Source organism: Streptomyces sp. NPDC048291 (assembly GCF_043201715.1).
GTDB lineage: Bacteria > Actinomycetota > Actinomycetes > Streptomycetales > Streptomycetaceae > Streptomyces.
This window is the reverse complement of the sequence record NZ_JBICZC010000012.1, coordinates 366,439-385,929: the sequence shown is the minus strand read 5'-3', so window position 1 is coordinate 385,929 and position 19,491 is coordinate 366,439. Positions and strand designations below refer to the sequence as shown.

General features: G+C 72.9%; 16 protein-coding genes. 13 read left to right on the top strand and 3 right to left on the bottom strand.

The window, feature by feature from the left end:
• The first annotated feature begins 17 nt into the window (after nt 1–17).
• From ACGF5O_RS32295 to ACGF5O_RS32275, 5 genes are all read left to right on the top strand, one after another.
• Nucleotides 18–1,097: an alcohol dehydrogenase catalytic domain-containing protein gene (locus ACGF5O_RS32295; protein ID WP_393813421.1), complete on the top strand. Its 1,080-nt coding sequence runs from the start codon at nt 18–20 to the stop codon at nt 1,095–1,097.
• A gap of 240 nt (nt 1,098–1,337) precedes the next feature.
• Nucleotides 1,338–2,708, top strand: coding sequence for an FAD-dependent oxidoreductase (locus tag ACGF5O_RS32290; RefSeq protein ID WP_393813420.1), 1,371 nt, complete (start codon nt 1,338–1,340; stop codon nt 2,706–2,708).
• Between the two features lie 166 nt (nt 2,709–2,874).
• Complete coding sequence (locus tag ACGF5O_RS32285) at nt 2,875–3,744, top strand: branched-chain amino acid ABC transporter permease (RefSeq protein ID WP_393813419.1); 870 nt, start codon at nt 2,875–2,877, stop codon at nt 3,742–3,744.
• Between the two features lie 12 nt (nt 3,745–3,756).
• Nucleotides 3,757–6,336 carry an ATP-binding cassette domain-containing protein gene (locus tag ACGF5O_RS32280; RefSeq protein WP_393813418.1) on the top strand — a complete coding sequence of 860 codons (2,580 nt, stop codon included), beginning with the start codon at nt 3,757–3,759 and terminating at the stop codon, nt 6,334–6,336.
• Nucleotides 6,337–6,397: 61 nt separating this feature from the next.
• A complete protein-coding gene (locus ACGF5O_RS32275; protein ID WP_393813417.1) occupies nt 6,398–7,606 on the top strand; it encodes an ABC transporter substrate-binding protein in 1,209 nt (402 codons plus the stop codon).
• Between the two features lie 82 nt (nt 7,607–7,688).
• Here the strand turns inward: ACGF5O_RS32275 and ACGF5O_RS32270 are convergent, their stop codons facing one another.
• The 3 genes from ACGF5O_RS32270 to ACGF5O_RS32260 all read right to left on the bottom strand — a co-directional run bounded on the left by ACGF5O_RS32270 (nt 7,689) and on the right by ACGF5O_RS32260 (nt 11,106).
• On the bottom strand, nt 7,689–9,236 hold the full coding sequence (locus tag ACGF5O_RS32270) for a carboxylesterase/lipase family protein (protein WP_393813416.1): 1,548 nt from the start codon (nt 9,234–9,236) through the stop codon (nt 7,689–7,691).
• 440 nt (nt 9,237–9,676) lie between these two features.
• Nucleotides 9,677–9,898, bottom strand: coding sequence for a hypothetical protein (locus ACGF5O_RS32265; protein WP_393813415.1), 222 nt, complete (start codon nt 9,896–9,898; stop codon nt 9,677–9,679).
• On the bottom strand, nt 9,895–11,106 hold the full coding sequence (locus ACGF5O_RS32260; protein ID WP_393813414.1) for a sensor histidine kinase: 1,212 nt from the start codon (nt 11,104–11,106) through the stop codon (nt 9,895–9,897). The genes ACGF5O_RS32265 and ACGF5O_RS32260 overlap by 4 nt, the downstream gene beginning before the upstream one ends.
• Before the next feature lie 436 nt (nt 11,107–11,542).
• On the opposite strand from ACGF5O_RS32260, the gene ACGF5O_RS32255 reads away from it, so the two are divergent.
• From ACGF5O_RS32255 to ACGF5O_RS32220, 8 genes are all read left to right on the top strand, one after another.
• Nucleotides 11,543–12,598, top strand: coding sequence for a ketoacyl-ACP synthase III family protein (locus ACGF5O_RS32255; RefSeq protein WP_393813413.1), 1,056 nt, complete (start codon nt 11,543–11,545; stop codon nt 12,596–12,598).
• 10 nt (nt 12,599–12,608) lie between these two features.
• Nucleotides 12,609–13,739, top strand: coding sequence for an acyl-CoA dehydrogenase family protein (locus ACGF5O_RS32250; RefSeq protein WP_393813412.1), 1,131 nt, complete (start codon nt 12,609–12,611; stop codon nt 13,737–13,739).
• On the top strand, nt 13,736–15,289 hold the full coding sequence (locus ACGF5O_RS32245) for an AMP-binding protein (protein WP_393813411.1): 1,554 nt from the start codon (nt 13,736–13,738) through the stop codon (nt 15,287–15,289). Before ACGF5O_RS32250 ends, ACGF5O_RS32245 begins: the two co-directional genes overlap by 4 nt.
• Entirely contained in the window at nt 15,286–16,038 is a 753-nt protein-coding gene (locus ACGF5O_RS32240; RefSeq protein ID WP_393813410.1) for a class I SAM-dependent methyltransferase, read from the top strand. The genes ACGF5O_RS32245 and ACGF5O_RS32240 overlap by 4 nt, the downstream gene beginning before the upstream one ends.
• A complete protein-coding gene (locus ACGF5O_RS32235; RefSeq protein WP_393813409.1) occupies nt 16,025–16,303 on the top strand; it encodes an acyl carrier protein in 279 nt (92 codons plus the stop codon). The genes ACGF5O_RS32240 and ACGF5O_RS32235 overlap by 14 nt, the downstream gene beginning before the upstream one ends.
• A 25-nt stretch (nt 16,304–16,328) precedes the next feature.
• Complete coding sequence (locus ACGF5O_RS32230; protein WP_393813408.1) at nt 16,329–17,678, top strand: NAD(P)/FAD-dependent oxidoreductase; 1,350 nt, start codon at nt 16,329–16,331, stop codon at nt 17,676–17,678.
• Between the two features lie 14 nt (nt 17,679–17,692).
• A complete protein-coding gene (locus ACGF5O_RS32225) occupies nt 17,693–18,364 on the top strand; it encodes an HAD family hydrolase (RefSeq protein WP_393813407.1) in 672 nt (223 codons plus the stop codon).
• A gap of 64 nt (nt 18,365–18,428) precedes the next feature.
• Nucleotides 18,429–19,472 carry a ketoacyl-ACP synthase III family protein gene (locus ACGF5O_RS32220; protein WP_393813406.1) on the top strand — a complete coding sequence of 348 codons (1,044 nt, stop codon included), beginning with the start codon at nt 18,429–18,431 and terminating at the stop codon, nt 19,470–19,472.
• The last annotated feature ends 19 nt before the right edge of the window (nt 19,473–19,491 follow it).

Sequence of the window (19,491 nt, the reverse complement as noted above, 5' to 3'; positions counted from 1 at the left end):
TTGTTACCGTCTCGGCCATGTCAACAGCCAGAGCAAGAGCGGTCCGGCTGACGCGCTGGGGCGGGCCTCCCGTCCTCACCGAACTGCCGAGGCCGGTACCCACGGGCGAGGAAGTGCTGCTGCGGGTCGAGGCGGCCGGGCTGTGCCGGTCGGACCTGCACGTCATCGACGCCGCCGCGGGCGGTCTCCCGTACCGGGTTCCGTTCACCCTCGGCCACGAGGTCGCCGGCCGGGTGCTGGAGCGGGGCCCGCGGGCGGTGGGTCCGGCCGTCGGGGAGCGCGTCGTCGTGTACGGGCCGTGGGGCTGCGGGCGGTGCGCGCACTGCGGCGCGGGCGCGGAGAACTACTGCGACCGGCGACCGGACCTCGACCGGGAACTGGCCGGCACCGGGGCGGGGCTGGGCCGCGACGGCGGGATGGCCGACACGGTACTGGTGCCGTCCGGGCGGCTGCTGGTCCCGGTGGGCGACCTGGACGCGGTCCAGGCGGCGCCGCTGACCGACGCCGGGCTCACCGCGTACCACGCGGTCGCCACCGTCGGGGCCCCGCTCGCCGACGGCGCGAGTGTGGTCGTTCTCGGTGTCGGCGGGCTGGGTCACCTCGCGGTCCGGATCCTGCGGGCCACGACCACCGCACAGGTGCTGGCCGTGGACGTGCGGGAGGAGGCGCTGACCCTGGCCGACGCCTGCGGCGCGCACTTCGCGACGCTGCCGCGGCCCGACACCGCCCGGGTCCTGCGGGCCCGGACGGGCGGGACCGGGGCGGTGGCCGTGTTCGACTTCGTCGGCAGTCGCGCCAGCCTCGAACTCGGCGTCGCCGTACTGCGGGCCGGCGGGGACCTGGTCGTCGTCGGCAGCGGGGGCGGTGAACTGACGGTCCGCAAGCCCGGCGCGCTCCCTCCCGGAACGCGGATCTCGCTGCCCTTCTGGGGGACCGTGCCCGAGCTCCGGCGGGTGGTCGCACTGGCCCGGGAGGGCGCCCTGCGCGTGGAGGTCGAGCGGTACCCGCTGTCGGGCGCGCCGGAGGCGTTCGAGAGGCTGCGCGCGGGCGCGGTTCGGGGGCGCGCGGTCGTCGTTCCGGACCGAGCTTCCGACTGAGCTTGCGGCCGAGTCCATGAGGCCGAGTCCCGGGCCGAGCCACGGCCCGAGCCCCGGGCCCAGTTGCGGGCCGAGCCCCGGCCCGAGTGCCGAACCGCGTCCCGGGCCGCGTCCCGGGCCGAGGCGACGACGCGGCCGAAACCGCACTGCCGAAGCGCACCCTCACCGACCTCTCGACTACAGAAGTGAGTTCAATTAGCGTCTTATCCCATTCGGTGACACAGAGGCGGAGGACTGCCCATGGGCGCGGACACAGTGGATCTGCTGGTGATCGGCGGCGGCATGGCGGGGCTCTCGGCCGCCGCCCGGGTGGCGGCCGAGGGCGGCTCGGTGGTGCTGGTGGAGAAGGCGGAGCGCACCGGCGGCTCCGCCCGCTTCGCCGGCTTCATCTGGACCGCCCCCACGGTCGAGGAGTTGCGCCGGGTCAACCCGGACGGCGACCCGCAGCTGGCCGCGGCCCTGGTCGGCGGATTCGCCGACGGGGTGGCCTGGGTCCGGTCGCTCGGCGTGGAGTGCAGGCCCCCGGTGCCCGTTCTCGGCTTCGGCCGCGGACATCAGATCGACACCAACCACTACCTCGACACCTGCGAACGGCTCGTCCGCGACCACGGCCAGGAGGTGCTGACCGCCACCTGGACCCGCACCCTCCTGACGGAGAACGGCCGGGTGACGGGGGCCGAGTGCCTCCTGCCGGACGGTTCGGCACGCCGTATCGAGGCCGCCTGGACCCTGCTCGCGACCGGCGGCTTCCAGGGCGACCCCGAGCTGCGCGCCCGGCACCTCCACCCGCAGGCCGCGGAGGTCGCACTGCGGGCCAACCCGCACAGCCGCGGCGACGGACTGGCGCTCGGCCGGGCGGCCGGGGCGGAGTTCGGTGCGAAGGACGCCGGTTTCTACGGCCACCTGATGCCGGCGGGCGTCTCCCTGGCCGATCCAGCACGCTTCGTCGACCTCGCGCTCTACTACAGCGAGCACGCCCTGCTGTTCGACACCGAAGGCGAGCGCTTCGTCGACGAGACGGTCGGCGACCACCTCACCGCCATGGCCCTGCTGGACCGGCCGCGGGCCCGCGGCCTGCTGGTCGCGGACGCGCGCGTGCACCGGGAGTGGATCAGCGCCTCGTACGTGGAGGGCATCCCGGGCGTCGACAAGTTCCAGCTGTGCCATCGCGCCGGAGCCCGCTGCGCGGTGGCGGAGGATCTGGCGGACTTCGCGTCGATGCCCGAGGAGTGGTGCTATCCCGGCGCCGTGATCCGGGACCGCATCAGGGAGTTCAACGCCGAAGCGGCATCGGGCGCGGCCCCGGCGCCCGGCCGCCTGCTGGACTCGCGCCCGCTGGACGAACCGCCTTTCTACGTCGTCGAGGCCGCTCCGGCGGTCACGTTCACCTTCGGCGGCCTGCTGATCGACTCGGCGGCCCGTGTCCTGAGCGGGCCCTCGGTCGCGGGCGCCGGCGGGCACGGTCCCGTCCCCGGGCTGCTCGCGGCCGGCGCGGACGCGGGCGGGCTGTACCGGCGTGCCTACGCGGGCGGCCTCGCCCCCGCCCTGGTCTTCGGGCTGGCGGCGGCCCGTACCGCGCTCGCCGGGAAAGCCGCGGCCGGCGGCCGCTGAGACCGCCCGCCGGGCGGCACGCACAAATCCCGTGCACGAGTCTTGCCCGCCCGGCGCCGCAGTGCCTAGCTTACTGAAGTGAGTTCACTTTGACTTGGCGTCGGCCACGGTGCCCGTACGTCCCGCACGCGTGGCGTGAAACGCGCTCTTCCCCGAGGGAGGGACTGTGAGTCAGTTCCTGCTTGTCCTGGTCAGCGGTGTGGCGAGTGGAGCCGTGTACGGCCTCATGGGCCTCGGGCTGGTCATCATCTACCGGGCCACGGACGTCGTGAACTTCGCGATGGCGTCGCTCGCGACCCTGGGCCTGTACGTGGCGGTCACGCTGCACGACCGCGGCGTGGCGACCGTGCTCGGCCTGCTCGCCGCAATCGCCGTCACCGTCGCGGCGGGCCTGCTGGTGCGCGAGACCGTGATCCGGCCGCTGGGCCAGGGGCAGCTGTTCTCCGCGCTCGTGGTGACCATGGGGGTCTCACTGATCGCCGAGAACCTGGCCGGGTCGGTCTGGGGCGAGCAGCCCAGGGACTTCCCCAACCTGGTGGACGGCACCGTGCGCTGGTCGGGCGCGGCGCTGCCGGTGCAGAGCCTGGTGACGATCGGTGTCGCCGCGGTGGCGATGGCGCTGGTGGGCTACCTGTTCTCGCGCACCACGCTCGGCTCGGCCATGCGGGCCGTGGCCGAGTCGGCCGAGACGGCCCGGGTGGTCGGCCTCGGCGCCCAGCGGCTGGCCCGGATCTCCTGGGCCCTCGGGCTGGGCCTCGCCGCGCTGGCCGCGTGCCTGTACGCACCGCGCTCGGGCCTGGCGACCACGGCGCTCACCGCACCGCTGTTCCGGGCCTTCGCCGGCATCTTCCTGGGCGGTCTGACCAGCATGTACGGCGCCGTCGTCGGCGGGCTGGCCATCGGTGTCCTGGACAACCTGGCGGCCAACTACGTCTCCGCCGGCTTCCGCGACACGTTCGTGTTCTCGTTCACCGTGCTGGTGCTGCTGATCCGCCCCCAGGGCCTGTTCGGCACCCGCACCTTCCAGCGCGTCTGAGGGGTCGCATCGATGGTCTTCAACCGTTCCGTCCTGGCGAGGGCCGCCCTGGGACCTGCCGCAGGGGCGGTGCTCATGGTGTTCATGGCCGCCGGCGCGATCCCGGCCTACCAGATGTACTCGGTGGCGCTGGCGGCCGTGTACACGATCGTCGTCCTGTCGGTCGGCCTGCTCGCCGGCTGGTCCGGCATCTGGTCGGTGGGCCACCCCGCGTTCTTCGCCATCGGCGCCTACTTCGCGGCGTACGGCAGCTCGCACGGCTGGGCGCTGGAGGCGGTGGTCCTGGGGGCGGTCGCCGTCGGTACCGCCCTGGGCGCCTTCCTCGGCTACGCGGGCGCCCGGTTCTCGGTGCTCTACATCGCCCTGCTGACCCTCGCCTTCACCACGGTGACCCTGGAACTGGTCAACAGGTGGAGCAGCGTGACCGGGGGCGACCAGGGCGTGCCGGTGCTCCAGTTGCGCAGCTCCCTGGGCCTCGGCACGTTTCCGGGCGGTGGCACGGAGTCCCAGTACCTCGCGGTGGGCGCGGCGGCCGTGGTCCTCGCCCTGGCCGTGCCCGCCCGCGCCTCGGCGCTGCGGATGCGCCTGGTGGCCGCCAAGTCGCATCCGATGGCCGCCCGTACGGCGGGTATCGCGCCGGAGGCCCAGTCCTCGCTGTCGTTCGCGGTGAGCGGGGCGTGCACGAGCTTCGCGGGCGTGCTGCTCGGCCTGATCACCGGGTTCGTCAGCCCGGACCCGTTCTCGCTCGCCTTCGGCATCTCGCTGATCGCGGCGTGCGTGCTCGGCGGGGTCGGCTCGGTCCTCGGCGCCGTGGCCGGCGGCGTCTACCTGACCTGGAGCCCCTCGCTCTCGTCCACCGTGGGGATGCCCCAGCCGGTGGTGCAGGGCGTCGTCCTGATCGCGATCCTCCTCTTCCTGCCCGCGGGCGTCGTACCCTCCCTCGCCGGGCCCGCGCGCGGGATCCTGCGGCGGGTACGGCGGCGGCCGGGAGCCGGGCAGCCGCCGATCCCCGGGCCTTCCGCGGAACGGCCGGAGTCCGGGGGACCGCCGATCGCCGAGTCCTCCGCACCCCTCCCGCCCGCCGCTCGCCCGTCGGGGGCCGGCGGCGAAGCCCCCGCTCTCCTCCGGCTGGAGCACGTGTCCGTCGCCTACGGCGGACTCAAGGCCCTGGAGGACGCCTCGCTGTCCGTGCGGCAGGACGAGATCCTGGCCGTCATCGGGCCCAACGGGGCGGGAAAGACAACGCTGTTGAACGTCCTGTCGGGCCTGACCGGCAGCGGACGCGTCAGCGGCGCCGCGGACTTCGCCGGTCGGCCACTGCTCAGGACAAGGGCGACGGCGCGACGGCGGCTGGGCATCGGCCGTACCTTCCAGCACGCCGAGGTGTTCTCCGAACTCACCGTCGCCGAGAACGTGTTGTGCACCCGCCGCCGTATCACGGCCCGCGACCGGGAGGCCGTCGCGCAACTGCTGCGCTCCGTGGGCCTCGCGGACGTGGCGGACCGCCGCCCGGCGGAGCTGCCCTTTGGTCTGCAGAAGCGCCTCGACCTCGCGCGGGCGATGGCGGAGAGGCCGCGGCTGCTGATCCTGGACGAGCCGTTCGGCGGCCTCGACGCGGGCGAACGGGCGTTGCTGGCCGGGCACATCAGGCGGCTCAACGCCGAGGGCACCGCCGTGGTCGTCATCGACCACGTCCTCGACGACCTCTTCTCCGTCGCCCACCGGGTGCTCGCCTTCGACTTCGGCCGCACCATCGGCGACGGCACCCCGGACACCGTGCTCCAGGACCCGAAGGTGCGGTCGTCGTACCTGGGAACGGTCGGCGACCGGGCCCGGCTGCCGGACGCCGTGGGGCGGCAGAGCCTGATCCGGCTGCGCGGGACGGGCCACTCGTACGGCGGTGTGGTCGCCCTGCGGGACGTCGACCTCGACGTCCGCGAGGGATGCGTGCTCGGTGTCGCGGGGGCCAACGGCGCGGGCAAGAGCACCCTCGCCGGGATCCTGCACGGCTCGCTCCGCCCCGCGCACGGCGTACGGGAGTCGGCCGGCTCCGTACGCACGAGTCTGGCCCCCGAGGGCCGCGGACTGTTCAAGACGCTGTCGCTGCGCGAGAACCTGGAGGTCGCGGCGTACGCGGCCGGCATCACCGGCTCGGAGCTGCGCGAGCGGCTGGAGGAGACCGTCCAGTGGCTGCCGACCCGGCTGCGGGACCGGATGTCCGCCCCGGCCGCCGGACTGTCGGGCGGCGAGCAGCAGATGCTCGCCATCGCCCGGGCGCTGATCGCCCGGCCGGACGTCCTGATCGTCGACGAACCGGCCCTCGGGCTGGCGCCCGCCCTGGTGGACGAGGTGTACGACCGGCTGACCGGGCTGACCCACGACGGCCTGACGGTGGTGCTGCTGGAGCAGTCGCTCGGCCGGGCCCTGACCGTCTGCCACGAGGTGGCCGTCCTGCACGAGGGCGTCGTCGCCGCTCAAGGGCGGCCGGGTGACCCGGAGTTCGCGGCTCTGGCGGAGTCGGCGTACTTCAGCGGCGGCCCGGTGTCCGCCACGACCGCGGCGGCCACCGCCCGGACCTCCCGAGTGAAGTGAATTCCCCTAGCGAGCGCCACATCCGTCGCGCCCGTTGTGATCGTTGTGAACGAGGTAGACCGTGTTCAGGACATTCAGCAGATTCCGCCGTGCGGCGGGAGCGACAGCCGTTCTCGCCGCGATGGCCCTGACCGCGAGCGCGTGCGCGGGTCAGGACTCGGCGTCGGCGAGCGGCGGCTCCGCCGAGATCCACATCGGCGCGTGGCTGCCCCTCACGGGCTCCACCGCCACGTACGGCGTGGGCGAGAAGGCGGGCGCCGACGCGTACTTCAAGATGCTCAACGCCCAGGGCGGCGTCAACGGCCGCAAGATCGAGTGGACCGTCAGGGACAACGCGGCCGATCCGCAGCAGACCGTGCAGATCGCACGTGAACTGGTCGGCCAGGACAAGGTCGTGGCCATCGTCAACGCGAACGGCACCTCCCAGGCGGAGGCCGCCTTCCCGTTCGTCCTCACCCAGTCCAAGGTGCCGGTCCTCAACGAGGTCGGCGGCGCCGAGAACTGGTACAAGCCGCCGCGCGCCGGCCTGTTCGGCACCCAGACGCTCTACGAGGACCAGGCCGCCGCGGTCGCCGCGTGGGCGGTGCAGGACGGTGCGAAGAAGATCCTCGTCGTGCACAGCGACCCGGCCGCGTTCGTGAACGTGGCCGAACAGGTGGAGCCCGTCGCGAAGAAGCTGGACCCCTCGGTCGAGGTCGACCGGCTGCCGGTCAAGTACCAGACCACCGACTACACGCCGGTGATCAGCAAGGTGAAGTCGGCGAAGCCGCAGGCGGTCATCCTGATCCTCACCTCGCCCGAGGCGGCCGCCTTCCTCAAGGAGGCCAAGCTGCAGGGCCTGTCCCTGCCCACGTACGCCTACGCCCCGGTGGCGGCCGAGTCGACGATCGCGCTGGCCAAGGACGCCGCCGAGGGGCTCAAGGCCGTCCAGCTGGTCAAGGCGCCCTCGGACGACGACCCGGCGGTGAAGGAGTTCCGGACGGCGATGGCCAAGTACGAGCCGGGCCAGACCGCGGGCTTCCTCGCTCTGTGGGGCTGGAGCAACGCCAAGGTCTTCGCGGAGATCGCGAAGACCGTCAAGGGGTCTGTCACGGCCCAGTCCCTCACCGACGCCTACCAGAAGGCGACCAAGGTGGACCCGGGGGTGTCGCCGGTCATGAGCTTCAGCGCGAGCAACCACCTGGGGACGCGCAGTGTGCAGAAGGTGGTGGTGAAGAACGGCGTCTGGACGTCCGTGGGCGACTTCTACACTCCCCCGTCCCGCGGCTGACCGTCTGCCTCGGCGACGCGGTTCCGCCCGCCTCGGGCGCTTGGGGCGAGGCGGGCGGACCGCGGGATGTCCTTCGGGAAGGTCAGCCGAGCGTGCTCCAGAACGCGCAGTGGTGGCGGAACCCTGCCGTGCGGGTGGGGACGATGTGGTCCGGGGCCAGGGAGAGCACCGTCTGCCGGGACCACCGCGGCGACGACGGGCCGTTCGGGTCGGCGGTGCGGGCGAAGCGGGTCCAGTAGTCGATCATGGTGTCGGCGAGCCGGTGCTGGGCGGCGGTCAGCTCGCGGGGACGGCCGCCCAGGTCGAACAGGTAGGGGAGTTCGCTCGCGTGCGGTGCGCCGAGCGGGAACGGCGGAGCGCCCGGGGTGAGGGGCCGCGCGTGCTCGTCGGCGAACTCGTAGCGCCAGAGCGGCACACGGGCCGCGAGCAGACCGGCGGTGCGCGCCGTCGGGCAGGCGAAGTTCGCGTCGCCGATGACCGCGCCGAACACCGGGCCCCCGTCGGCGGGGTGCACCGGGTACTCGCGGACGACCGCCTTCGCCTGACCCGGGGAGGGGAAGAAGGCGGCCACGACGTCGGGCCAGGTGGCCGGGGTGACGGGGTTGCCGGCCTGGATGATGCCGGCCGCCCAGCCGTTGCCCTCGTCGTGGTTGTTCCCGATGAGCACGGGGACGAGGTGGAAGCGGCCGGCGGCGACCGCCGCCGCGGGATCGGCGGGCAGCAACGGGGTAGCGTAGGCGGGTTGTTGGTCGGTGTCCTGGACTGCGAGCAGCCGGGAGACGGGCACGCGCCGCAGACAGGCCAGGACGTCATGGGACGAGCCGCAGCCGGCCTTCGCCGCGAGGTCCGCGCCCGCGCCGCGTGCCGTGGACAGCGGGACGGCGGACGGTGCGAAGGGGCGGTCGGGGCTGCCGGTGCACGCGCCGCTCTCGATGATCGCCCGGTCGAAGAGCCCGGCGGCGGGTGAGGCGAGCTGGGCGCAGACGCTGTATCCGCCCGCGGACTCGCCGGCCAGCGTCACGTTGTGCGGGTCGCCGCCGAAGGCCCGGATGCCGTCGCGGACCCAGCGCAGTGCCGCCTGCTGGTCGGCCAGGCCGAAGGTGCCGGAGCCGGGCAGTCCCGAGTGCGCGAGGAAGCCGAGGGCCCCCAGGCGGTAGTCGACGGTGACGACCACGACGTCTCCCCGGATGGCCATGCGGTGGGCGTCGTAGGAGCCGGCCGCGCCGGTGGTGAGACCGCCGCCGTGCAGCCACACGATCACCGGCCGGGGGCGTTCCGGCGCCGCGCCGTCGGGGGTCGTGACGTTCAGGTGGAGACAGTCCTCGTCGGTGCTGCCACCGGGCACCTCACCGGCCGGCTGCGGACAGGCGCTCGCGGGCCGGGTCGCGTCCCGGGTCCCCGCCCAGGCAACCGCGGGGCGCGGCGCCGCCCAGCGCAACGCGCCGACCGGGGCCGCCGCGTAGGGGATCCCCTCGAACGTGCGGTACCCGTCGTGCGCGGCTCCCCGCACCAGGCCGTCACGCGTATACACCGTCGTGGCGACGGCGGGCCCGGCAGCCGGCGCCGGAGCCCATGCCGTCGCGAACACGACGGTCAGGGCACAGGCCAGGGTGGTCAAGGTACGGTGCATGGTCGTCGTCTCCCCCTTGAGGTCGGTCATCTCGCCCCCGCGGCCGGTGCCTTGCCCCCACCGCCGGTGGTCTCGCCCCTGCAGCCGGGCGTCTTGCCCTCGCCGTCAGCGGTCTCGCCCCTGCAGCCGGGCGTCTTGCCCCCGCCGTCAGCGGTCTCGCCCCTGCAGCCGGGCGTCTTGCCCCCGCCGTCAGCGGTCTCGCCCCTGCGGCCGGGCGTCTTGCCCCCGCAGTCGGGTCATCTCGCGCCCGTGGTCAGCGGTCTCACCCCGCGGTCGGGCGCTTGCCCTCGCCGTCAGCGGTCTCGTCCCTGCGGCCGGGCGTCTTGCCCCCGCAGTCGGGTCATCTCGCGCCCGTGGTCAGCGGTCTCACCCCGCGGTCGGGCGTCTTGCCCCGCCGTCAGCCGTCTCACCCCCGCGGTCGGCTCGTCCCGCGCCCGTGGTCAGCTGCCGCCCATGCCGCCCTGGGCGGCGATCATGGTGGTCGGCAGTGCGCGGACGGCGTGCTCCAGGCCGGGTGCGAGGGTGCCGAGGCGTCCTGTGCAGGCGTCGATGCGGGCCCGGAGGGTCTTCTGGTCCTGCCGTGACACGACCGTGCGGACCCGGCCTGCCGCGGCCAGGGCCAGCAGCACGGCGTCGGCGGCGAGGACCACCCGCAACGTCATGACACACGCTCCACCGGCAGTCGCGCCGCCACCTCGAACCCGCCGCCGGGCAGCGGGCCCGCACGCAGGCTGCCGCCCACCAGCCGCGCCCGTTCCCGCATCCCCAGGAGCCCGCGCCCCGACCCCGCGGTGCCCGAACGCCCCTGCGGTGTACGGCCGTTGTCGACCACCGTCACCGTCAGGCACTCTCCTTCCGCCGCGACCGCCACCCGCACCCGCACCTCGTCGGCGCCGGACGCATGGCGCAGGGTGTTGGTGAGTGCCTCCTGGACGATCCGGTAGGCCGCGAGGTCCACTGCGGCCGGCAGTCCGTCGGTGGTGCCGTCACGGTCCACGTGCACGGTCATCCCGGTTGCCCGGACGGTGTCGGCCAGTTCGTCCAGACGAGCCAGCGAGGGGCCCGGCTGCCGCAGCTCCCCGCTCCCTTCCGCTGCCGCTTCGGGCCCGAACGCCCGGAGCAGCAGGCGCAGTTCGCCGAGCGCGGACCGGGCGCCCGACTCGATGGCCCGCAGCGCCTGGCGGGCCTGTTCGGGCTGCCGGGTGAACACGTCGTCGGCGGCGCCCGCCTGGATGACCATCACCGACAGGGTGTGTGCCACGACGTCGTGGACCTCGCGCGCGATCCGTGCCCGCTCCTCGACCACGGCCCGGCGCGTCTCCGACCTGGTCCGGGCCCGCTGCGCCCTGCGCCACTGCCCGGCGGTCCATGCGAGGACCACCGTCAGCAGGTAGACCGCGAGCCCTGCGGGACCGCCGGCCGCGAAGGCCGGTGGTCCGGGCAGGCACATCGCCACGACCGCCCGCACCGACACCCGCCGCGGGCGGATCGCCGACAGCACGCACAACGCGACCTGCGCCGCGAGCAGCGCCCCGGTCAAGGTCACCGCGGGCAGCAGCGCCCACACCGCGAGCCCCGCCGCCGCGGTCACGGCCAGTACGGCGGCCGGGGCCCGCACCACCCACCGCAGGGCGCCGACCTGAACGAGGACCAGGGCCACGGCCGCGGGCAGTCGCCCGACGTGTTCCGCGCCGGCGACGAGTACCGAGGTGCCGAGGACGGCGAGCACCAGACCGGCCGAACCCCACCACAGGGCCCGGGCCGCCCGGGGCGACGGCTCCTCCCCCGCCTCCCCTGCTTCCCCCGCTTCGCCCGCTTCCCCTGCTTTCCCTGCGAAGTCGTCGTCCGGCTGCCTGTTGCTGCGGTCCACGCCTCAACCCTATCCAGCGGCGTGCGCCGAGCCACTTCGGATGACCGCCACCCGCACCCGGGTCGCGGCGTCCGTCGGGCACGCCGCGACCGTCCGGCGCGCCCCATGGCCGGATCACGCCACCGATTCCGCCCGGATAGCCCGCATTATCTACCTATAAACACGAGCATTTATGCCAACGTCTTGACGCACGCCGAAACGGAGGGCACGCTGATCGCTATAGTTTCCGGAGTTGCGCAAGTCTGCGCATGAGCGTGTCGGTGCAAAGTAGAGACGGTATTCCTCCTTTAGACGGCGCGGTGCTCACTTCCGAGACGGGACACTGACCCGACGGAACGTTCTGGAACCATCCTCCTTCACGTGCTCATTTCTCCTTTCTTCTTCGCCAACAGCGCTGTTTTTCCGACGAGAAAACGTTGTCAGGGGTGAGCTGGCCATGAAGGCGTCCGATGTCCTGATCAGCGGTCTGGGCACCTTTCTGCCCGACCGGGTACCTATGGGATGGGCAGTCGAACGGGGACTGATCGACGGGACCGCGGCAGCGGAATACGGAATAACGAGTGTCACCGTCGCGGGCGATATTCCCGCGCCCGAGATGGCGGTACGGGCCTGCCGGCAGGCGCTCGAAAGATCGGGCCTGAATCCGGCCTCCCTCAGCTTATTGCTCTACGTCAGCGTGTGGTATCAGGGCCCCCACGGCTGGTGCCCGCAGTATTACGTGCAGCGGCACACGGGCGCGGGCCAGGCCACCGCGGCCGAGATCAGACAGGGCTGCATGGGCATGTTCTCCGCCCTGGAGCTCGCGGCGGGTCACCTGATGGCCTCGCCCGAGCACGAGGCCGCACTGGTCACCTCCGGCGACAACTTCACCTCGGAACTGCTGGAACGCTGGCGGTTCAGCCCCCATTTCGTCATGGGCGACGCGGGCTCCGCCGTCGTCCTCAGCCGGCGCGAGGGGTTCGCCCGGCTCAAGTCCGTCAACGCGGTCACCCTCCCCGAGTACGAGGCCATGCACCGCGGGCCCGAGCCCCTTTTCCCGCCGGGAGCCGGTCTGCCGGGCAAACTCGACTTCGGCGACTCCAAGCACCGCTGGCTGGAAGGCCCCGACCGGGATCCGGCCGGCCCGCTGAAACTCGTGGCGGCCCAGGACGAACTCGTCGGCCGCACACTCGACGAGGCCGGAATCACGATGGACGACGTATCCCGCGTCGCCTATGCGAACGGGTCACGGGAACGCGTCGAGGGACGCGCAATGGTGCCGCTCGGTCTGCCGATGTCCCTTTCCACGTGGGAACAGGGGCGCACCGTCGGCCATATCGGCGCCAGTGACCAGGTGGTGGCCCTGGAACAGCTGCTGCTTTCCGGGGAACTGCGCCGCGGAGACCATTTCCTGATGCTCGGCGTGGGGCCCGGACTGAACATCGCGTGCGCCGTGATCGAGATCATCGAGACTCCGCACTGGTCCTCCGCCCATCCGGCCACCGCCGCGTGAAAGGCGTCGCATGGATTTCAGCCTGAGCGCCCGGCAGAAAGAACGGTACGCGCGGACGAAAGCGGCCGCGCACGAGCTTGCCGCGGATTCCACCGCGGTCGGATTCCGCCGGGACCGCTGGAGGAGAACCGCCGGTCTCGGACTGCTCGGCGCGGCCGTACCGGAGGAGCACGGCGGTACGGGCCTCGGTGCCCTGGACACGGCCCTCCTGTACGAGGCGGCGAGCGAGGGCGGCGCGGACACCGGACTGCTGTTCGCCGCCGCGGCCCATCTCTTCGCCTGCGTCCGGCCGGTGCTGGAGTTCGCCCTGCCGGAAACCCGGAAGACGCTGCTGCCCGCCCTGTGCTCGGGGGAGCTGGTCGCGGGGAACGCCATGACGGAACCCGAGTCGGGCTCGGACGTCTCCCGGCTGACGACCCGGGCCACCAGGGTCGAAGGCGGATATCTCCTCGACGGGGTCAAGAGTTTCGTCAGCAACGGCCCGGTCGCCGATCTCTACGTCACCTATGCGACCACCGACCCGGCCGGCGGCTACTTCGGTTCCACCGCCTTCGCCGTGGACCGCGGCTCCCCCGGTCTCACCGCCGGACCAGCGCTGGCCAAGTCCGGCCTCGCGACCTGCCAGGCCGGCGAGGTGGTGTTCACCCGGTGCTTCGTGCCGGACGAGCGGGTGCTGGGCAGCCCCGGGCAGGGGCAGCTGGTGTTCCAGACGTCGATGCGGTGGGAGCGTTCCTGTCTGTTCGCGATCTACCTGGGCCGGCAGGAGCGTGTCATCCGGCGTTGCGTGCAACACGCCCGGGAACGACGGCAGTTCGGCAAGCGGCTCGCCGACCTCCAGCCGGTCGCGGACCGGCTGGCGGACATGAAGCTGCGGCTGGAGAGCGGGCGGCTCCTGCTCTACCGGGCCTGTACCGAGATCGACGGCGGCCAGGACCCCTCCCTGTGGGTGGCCATGGCGAAACTGGCCGTGTCCGAGGCCGCGGTCGCCACCGCACTCGACGCCGGCCGGATCTTCGGGGGCCGCGCCTTCCTGACCGAGTACGGGATCGAGGAGGAGATGCGCGACGCCCTGCCCGCCACGACCTTCTCCGGCACCTCCGACATCCAGCGGCAGCTGATCGCCCGGGGGATGGGCCTGTGAGCGCCGACGGAAGGGCGAGCCGCCCCAGGGCACTGATCCGCGACGAGGCGGTGAGCCGCGACCGGGCGGTGAGCCTCTACAGCCTGGTGGTCGACGCGGCCGCCCGGACACCGGACGCGCTCGCGGTCCAGGACCTCCGCGGCGGCCTCGGCTACGGCGCGCTGGACGCGCTCGCGGACACGTACCTGGCCGCGCTGCGCAGCCGCGGTGTCCGCCCCGGCGACCGGGTCCTGGTGTGGACGGACAAGACGACCGAGGCGGTGGCCGTCGCCCAGGCGGTGTTACGGAGCGGCGCGATCCATGTCCCCGTCCCCCGGGCCAACCCCCGGGAGCGGGTCGCCCGGATCGCCGCCGACGCCCGCCCGGCGCTGATCGTCACGGACCACGACGACCGCGTCCCCGGCGCCGCCTGCGTACCCGTCGGGGATCTCCTTCGGGAGCCGGCGTACGGACCGGCAGAGGCGCATCACCCGGTCCGCCCGGCCGACCCCGCGTACATCCTGTACACCTCGGGTTCGACGGGGACCCCGAAGGGCGTCTGCCTGAGCCACGGGAACGCGCTCGCGTTCGTGGACTGGGCCTGCCGCGAGCTCGACCTCACCGCGGCCGACCGGCTCGCGAACCACGCCGCGTTCGGCTTCGACCTCTCGGTGTTCGACCTCTACGGGGCCTTCCGGGCCGGCGCCTCGGTGCATCTCGTCGGCGAGACCCTCGCCCAGGCGGCGGGACCACTGGTCGACTTCCTGCTGGAGAGCCGGATCACGGTCTGGTACTCGGTGCCGTCCGCGCTGGTGCTCATGGCCGAGTACGGCGAACTGCTGGAGCGCGGGCCGGGAGCGCTGCGGGCGTGCGTCTTCGCCGGCGAACCCTTCCCGCTGAAGCGGCTGAAGGAGCTGCGCCGCGCGTGGCCCGGCGTCCGGATGCTCAACTGGTACGGCCCGACGGAGACCAACGTCTGCACCTCGTACGAGGTGACGGCCGCCGACCTCGCGCGCACCACGGCCGTACCGATCGGGTCGCCCGTGGCCGGGGACACGGTCTCGCTGGAGGACGGCGAGATCGTGGTCGAGGGCCCGACCGTCATGCTCGGCTACTGGGGCGGGGAACCCCGGACCGGCCCCTACCGCACCGGTGATCTCGGCCGGTACGACGCGGCCGGCCGGCTGGAGTACCGGGGCCGGGCCGACGACATGGCGAAGGTCCGCGGCTACCGGATCGAGCCGGCCGAGGTGGCCGCCGTGCTCGTCGCGCACGAGTCGGTGCGCGACGCCGTGGTACTCGTCGTGGGCACCGGTCTGGACGCGCGGCTGCACGCCTTCGTGGTTCCCGAGACCGGCCCCGAGGCCGCCCCCGACACCGGCACCCGTACCGGCCCCGGCCCCGAACGCGGGCCCGCGCTCCTGGAGTTGCGTCGGCACTGTGCACGGTTCCTGCCGCCGTACATGGCCGTCGACGCCGTGCACGTGGTCGACGGTTTTCCCCGCACGCCGAACGGCAAGGTCGACCGCGCCGGACTCGGTGGCCTGGTGGCGCGGGGAGTGCGCGCATGACCGGCGGCACGGCCTGGGACGCCTTCTGGTCGACGCTCCCGGCCGAACCCGGAGCGGCGCTGTGGGACTCGTCGCCCCGGGTGACCGCCGAGCTTCATCTTCCGCTCTTCCGTGACCATGCCGACCCCGCGCTGCCGCTGGTCGACCTCGGGTGCGGCAGCGGCCGGCAGACGCAGTGGCTGGCCGGGCACTTCCGGCGGGTCGTCGGGCTCGACATCGCCGAGGCCGCGGTGGAGCTGGCCGCCGCGTCGCACGCGGCGCCCAACACCACCTACCGCCGGGCCGACCTCCTCGACGAGGACACCGTCGCGGCGCTGCGCGCGGAGCTCGGCGACGTCAACGTCTACATGCGCGGGGTGCTGCACCAGCTCGCGCCGGACGACCGCGCGAGGTTGCTGACGACGATCAGGTGCCTGCTCGGCAAGGCCGGGATCCTGTTCGCCCAGGAACTGACCGAACGCACCGGCTGGTACGTCGCCGAACTGCTCGCCGGCGGTGCGCACCTGCCGAAGACGGCCGGTCTCGCGGCCCGCTTCGACTTCGGCGCCCGCGTCGCGCCCTCCCACGACGGGCGGCTGCGGCTGCTCTTCGAAGGAGGCGGATTCGACGTGGTCGCCGACGGCGACATAGCCCTGCACACCACGGAGCGCACGTCCGACGGGCGACCGCTGGAACTGCCGACGAGGTACCTCGTGGCGCGTGCATCGGCACGGCCCTCACCCCCGGAGGAAGAACATGACGGACCCTGACCGCCCGCTGCTCCTCGACCAGTTGCTCCGCTATGTGCGCGAGGAACTCGAAGCGGGCGTGCCCGCCGACTCGATCACCCCCGACAGCCCGCTGCTGGAGATGGGGGTGCTGGACTCGGTCCGCACCGCACGCCTCCTGGCGCACATCCGCACCGCGTACGACGTCCGGGTGCCGCCCGTGCGGATGACCGGTGAGCACTTCCGCACGCTGGAGACGATCACCGACCTGATCCTGCAGCTCCGCTCGCAGGCCGCCGCCCTCTGACCGAAGACCGGAGACTGGAGAACCGATGATTCACGACTACGACATCGGCATCGTCGGCGGCGGCCCGGCCGGTTCGACCGCCGCGTCCTACCTGGCCAGGGCCGGTCTGTCGGTCGCGGTCTTCGAGAGCGAGTTCTTCCCCCGGGAGCATGTGGGCGAGTCGCTGGTTCCGGCGACCACGCCGGTGCTGCTGGAGATCGGCGCCATGGAGAAGATCGAGGCGGCGGGTTTCCCGCGCAAGTACGGCGCCGCGTGGACGTCGGCCAACGCGGACGGGGTGGACCCGCTCGGCTTCCAGGTCCACGACCACGGCCTCGGCGCGGCCGACGTGCTGTTCAACGAGCGCGACCAGTTGGGCGTCGACCGCGACTACACCTTCCACGTGGACCGCGGCCGGTTCGACCACATCCTGCTCAAGCACGCGGAGAGCCTCGGCGCGAAGGTGTTCTCCGGGGTACGGGTGCGCGGCGTGGACTTCGCCGACCCCGCCCGTCCCGTGCTGCGGGTGGGACTCGGCGGGACCACCGCGGAGGTCGCGGTGCGCATGGTCGTCGACGCCAGCGGGCGCGGCACCCTGCTGGGGCGGCAGCTCAAGGTCAAGGTCCCCGACCCGGTGTTCAACCAGTACGCCGTGCACAGCTGGTTCGAGGGGCTCGACCGGGAGGCCCTGGCGAACGACGAGAACCAGGCCGAGTACATCTTCATCCACTTCCTGCCGCTCAGCGACACCTGGGTGTGGCAGATCCCGATCACCGACACGATCACGTCGGTCGGGGTCGTCACCCAGAAGGCGCGGTTCAGGGAGGGCAAGGACGACCTCGAAGGCTTCTTCTGGGACTCGGTGGCCAGCAGGCCCCTGCTGCACGACGCGCTGAAGAACACCGTGCGGGTCCGCCCGTTCAAGGCCGAGGGCGACTACAGCTACGGCATGACCAAGGTCTGCGACGACGGCATGCTCATGATCGGCGACGCGGCCCGGTTCGTCGACCCGATCTTCTCAAGCGGCGTCAGCGTCGCCATGAACAGCGCCCGGCTGGCCTGCGCCGACATCATCGCCGCCGCGGAGGCCGGCGACTTCAGCGCCGGCCGGTTCGAGAACTACGTGACGAAACTGCGGCGCGGCGTGTCCAGTTGGTACGAGTTCATCTCCATCTACTACCGCCTCAACATCCTCTTCACCGCCTTCGTCCAGGACCCCCGCTACCGGATCGACGTCCTGAAACTCCTCCAGGGGGACGTCTACGACGAGCAGGAGCCGGCCGCCCTCACGGCGATGCGCGAGTTCATCGCCGCCGTCGAGGCGGACCCCCAGCACCTCTGGCACCCGCTGCTCGGCAAGATGAAGGTGTCCCTCAGCTCCCGGGCGCTGTTCTGACCGGGCCGTGGGCGGTGCTGTTCGACATGGACGGCACCCTCGTCGACACCGAACCGCTGCTGCACGACGCCCTGCTGGCGGTGCTCGGCGCGGCGGGCGTACCGGCGGCGGCGATCCGGCCGGAGGAGCTGCGCGGGCACGGCGTCGCCGAGAACCTGACCCGGCTGAGCGCCCTGGCGCGGTCGCCGATGAGCACAGAGGAGCTGTACGCACGCGTCGGCGGCCGTCTGCTCGACAGGTTGCGGCTCGGGATCGCTCCGCTGCCTGGAGCCGTCGGCCTGCTCGGCGCGCTGCGGCGGGCGCGCGTTCCGTGCGCGCTCGTGTCGTCGTCGTACCGTGCGATGGTGGACGCCGTCCTGCCCTCGCTCGGCCGGGCGGAGTTCGCCGTGACCCTGGCAGGTGACGAGGTGCGGCGCCCGAAGCCGGATCCCGAGCCGTACCGCACCGCCGCGGACCGGCTCGGCATGCCACCGGGGCGCTGCGTGGTCGTCGAGGACTCGTCCACCGGGCTCCGTTCGGGACGGGCCGCGGGGTGCGTCACGGTCTCCGTCGCACCGACGCGGGAACCGGTGGCCCTCGGCGTGCGGGACCTGTCCGAGCTGACCGTCGAGCGGCTCGCCCGCCTGCTGGACACGGCGGACCCCGCTTCCTTCCGACTCTCCAGAGAAAGCGACACATCGACATGAACGAGCCCCGGTCCCCGCACGTCGAGCAGGGCAGGACGCCCACGCGTCCCGGCCAGGAACCCGCATGAAGCCGGCGGACGTGTTCCTCAGCGGCCTCGGCTGCTGGCTGCCGGCCGCCTACCCCGCGACCGAGGCGGTCGCCGCGGGCCTGTACGACGAGACGGTCTTCGCCGAGAGCGGTCTGCGCAGCGTGCTGGTCGCCGGGGCGGAGTCGCCGCCCGAGATGGCCGTACGGGCCGCACGGACGGCGCTCGACCGCTCCCCGGGAGGCGCCGCCGCGATCGGGTCGGTGCTGCACGGCTCGACGTTCTACCAGGGGCCCGAGATGTGGTCGCCGTCGGCGTACATCATGCGTGAGCTGGGCATTTCGGGGGCCGGCAGCACCGAGATCCGCAACGGGTGCAACAGCATGCTCACCGGTGTCGAACTGGCCGCCGGCCTGTTGTCGTACCGGTCGGCCGACCGGCCGGACATCCTGCTGACCACGGCGGACAACTTCAACTCCCCGTTGTTCAACCGGTGGGACAGCGGTCCGATGGGCGTGATCGCGGCCGACGCGGCCAGCTCCGTCGTGATCAGCCCGGACGCCGGCTTCGCGCGCGTCGACGCGGTCGTCTCCCGGGTCTACCCGGAGTTCGAGGGGATGGCGCGCGGCGACGAGCCGCTGTTCCCGCCGACCGGGTCCGCGGGCCGCCGGATCGACACCGTCGAACGCGCCCAGCAGTTCAACGAACGGGTGCGGGAGATCGGCGGAATGAGCGTCGCCGACGGCATAGCGAAGGCCTGCTCCGAGACGGCGCTCGCCGCCGTGGACGAGGCCGGTATCGACGCCGGTGAGCTGCGCTGGGTCCTCGTGCCCAACGGCGACGAGGCGACCACCCGGAACTGCATGACGGACCCGCTCGGCCTCGACGTCTCCCGGACGCAGTGGGAGTTCGGCCGCGAGATCGGACACGCCTCGTCCAGCGACCAGTTCATCGCCCTCGACCGTCTGCTGCGCACCGGACGCCTCGACGCGGGCGACCACGTGCTGCTGTTCGGCGGCGCGCCGGGCTGGTCGGCCGTCGCCGTGATCCTCACCATCACCGAACTGCCGTCCTGGATCTAGGGGTTGACGATGCCGACCG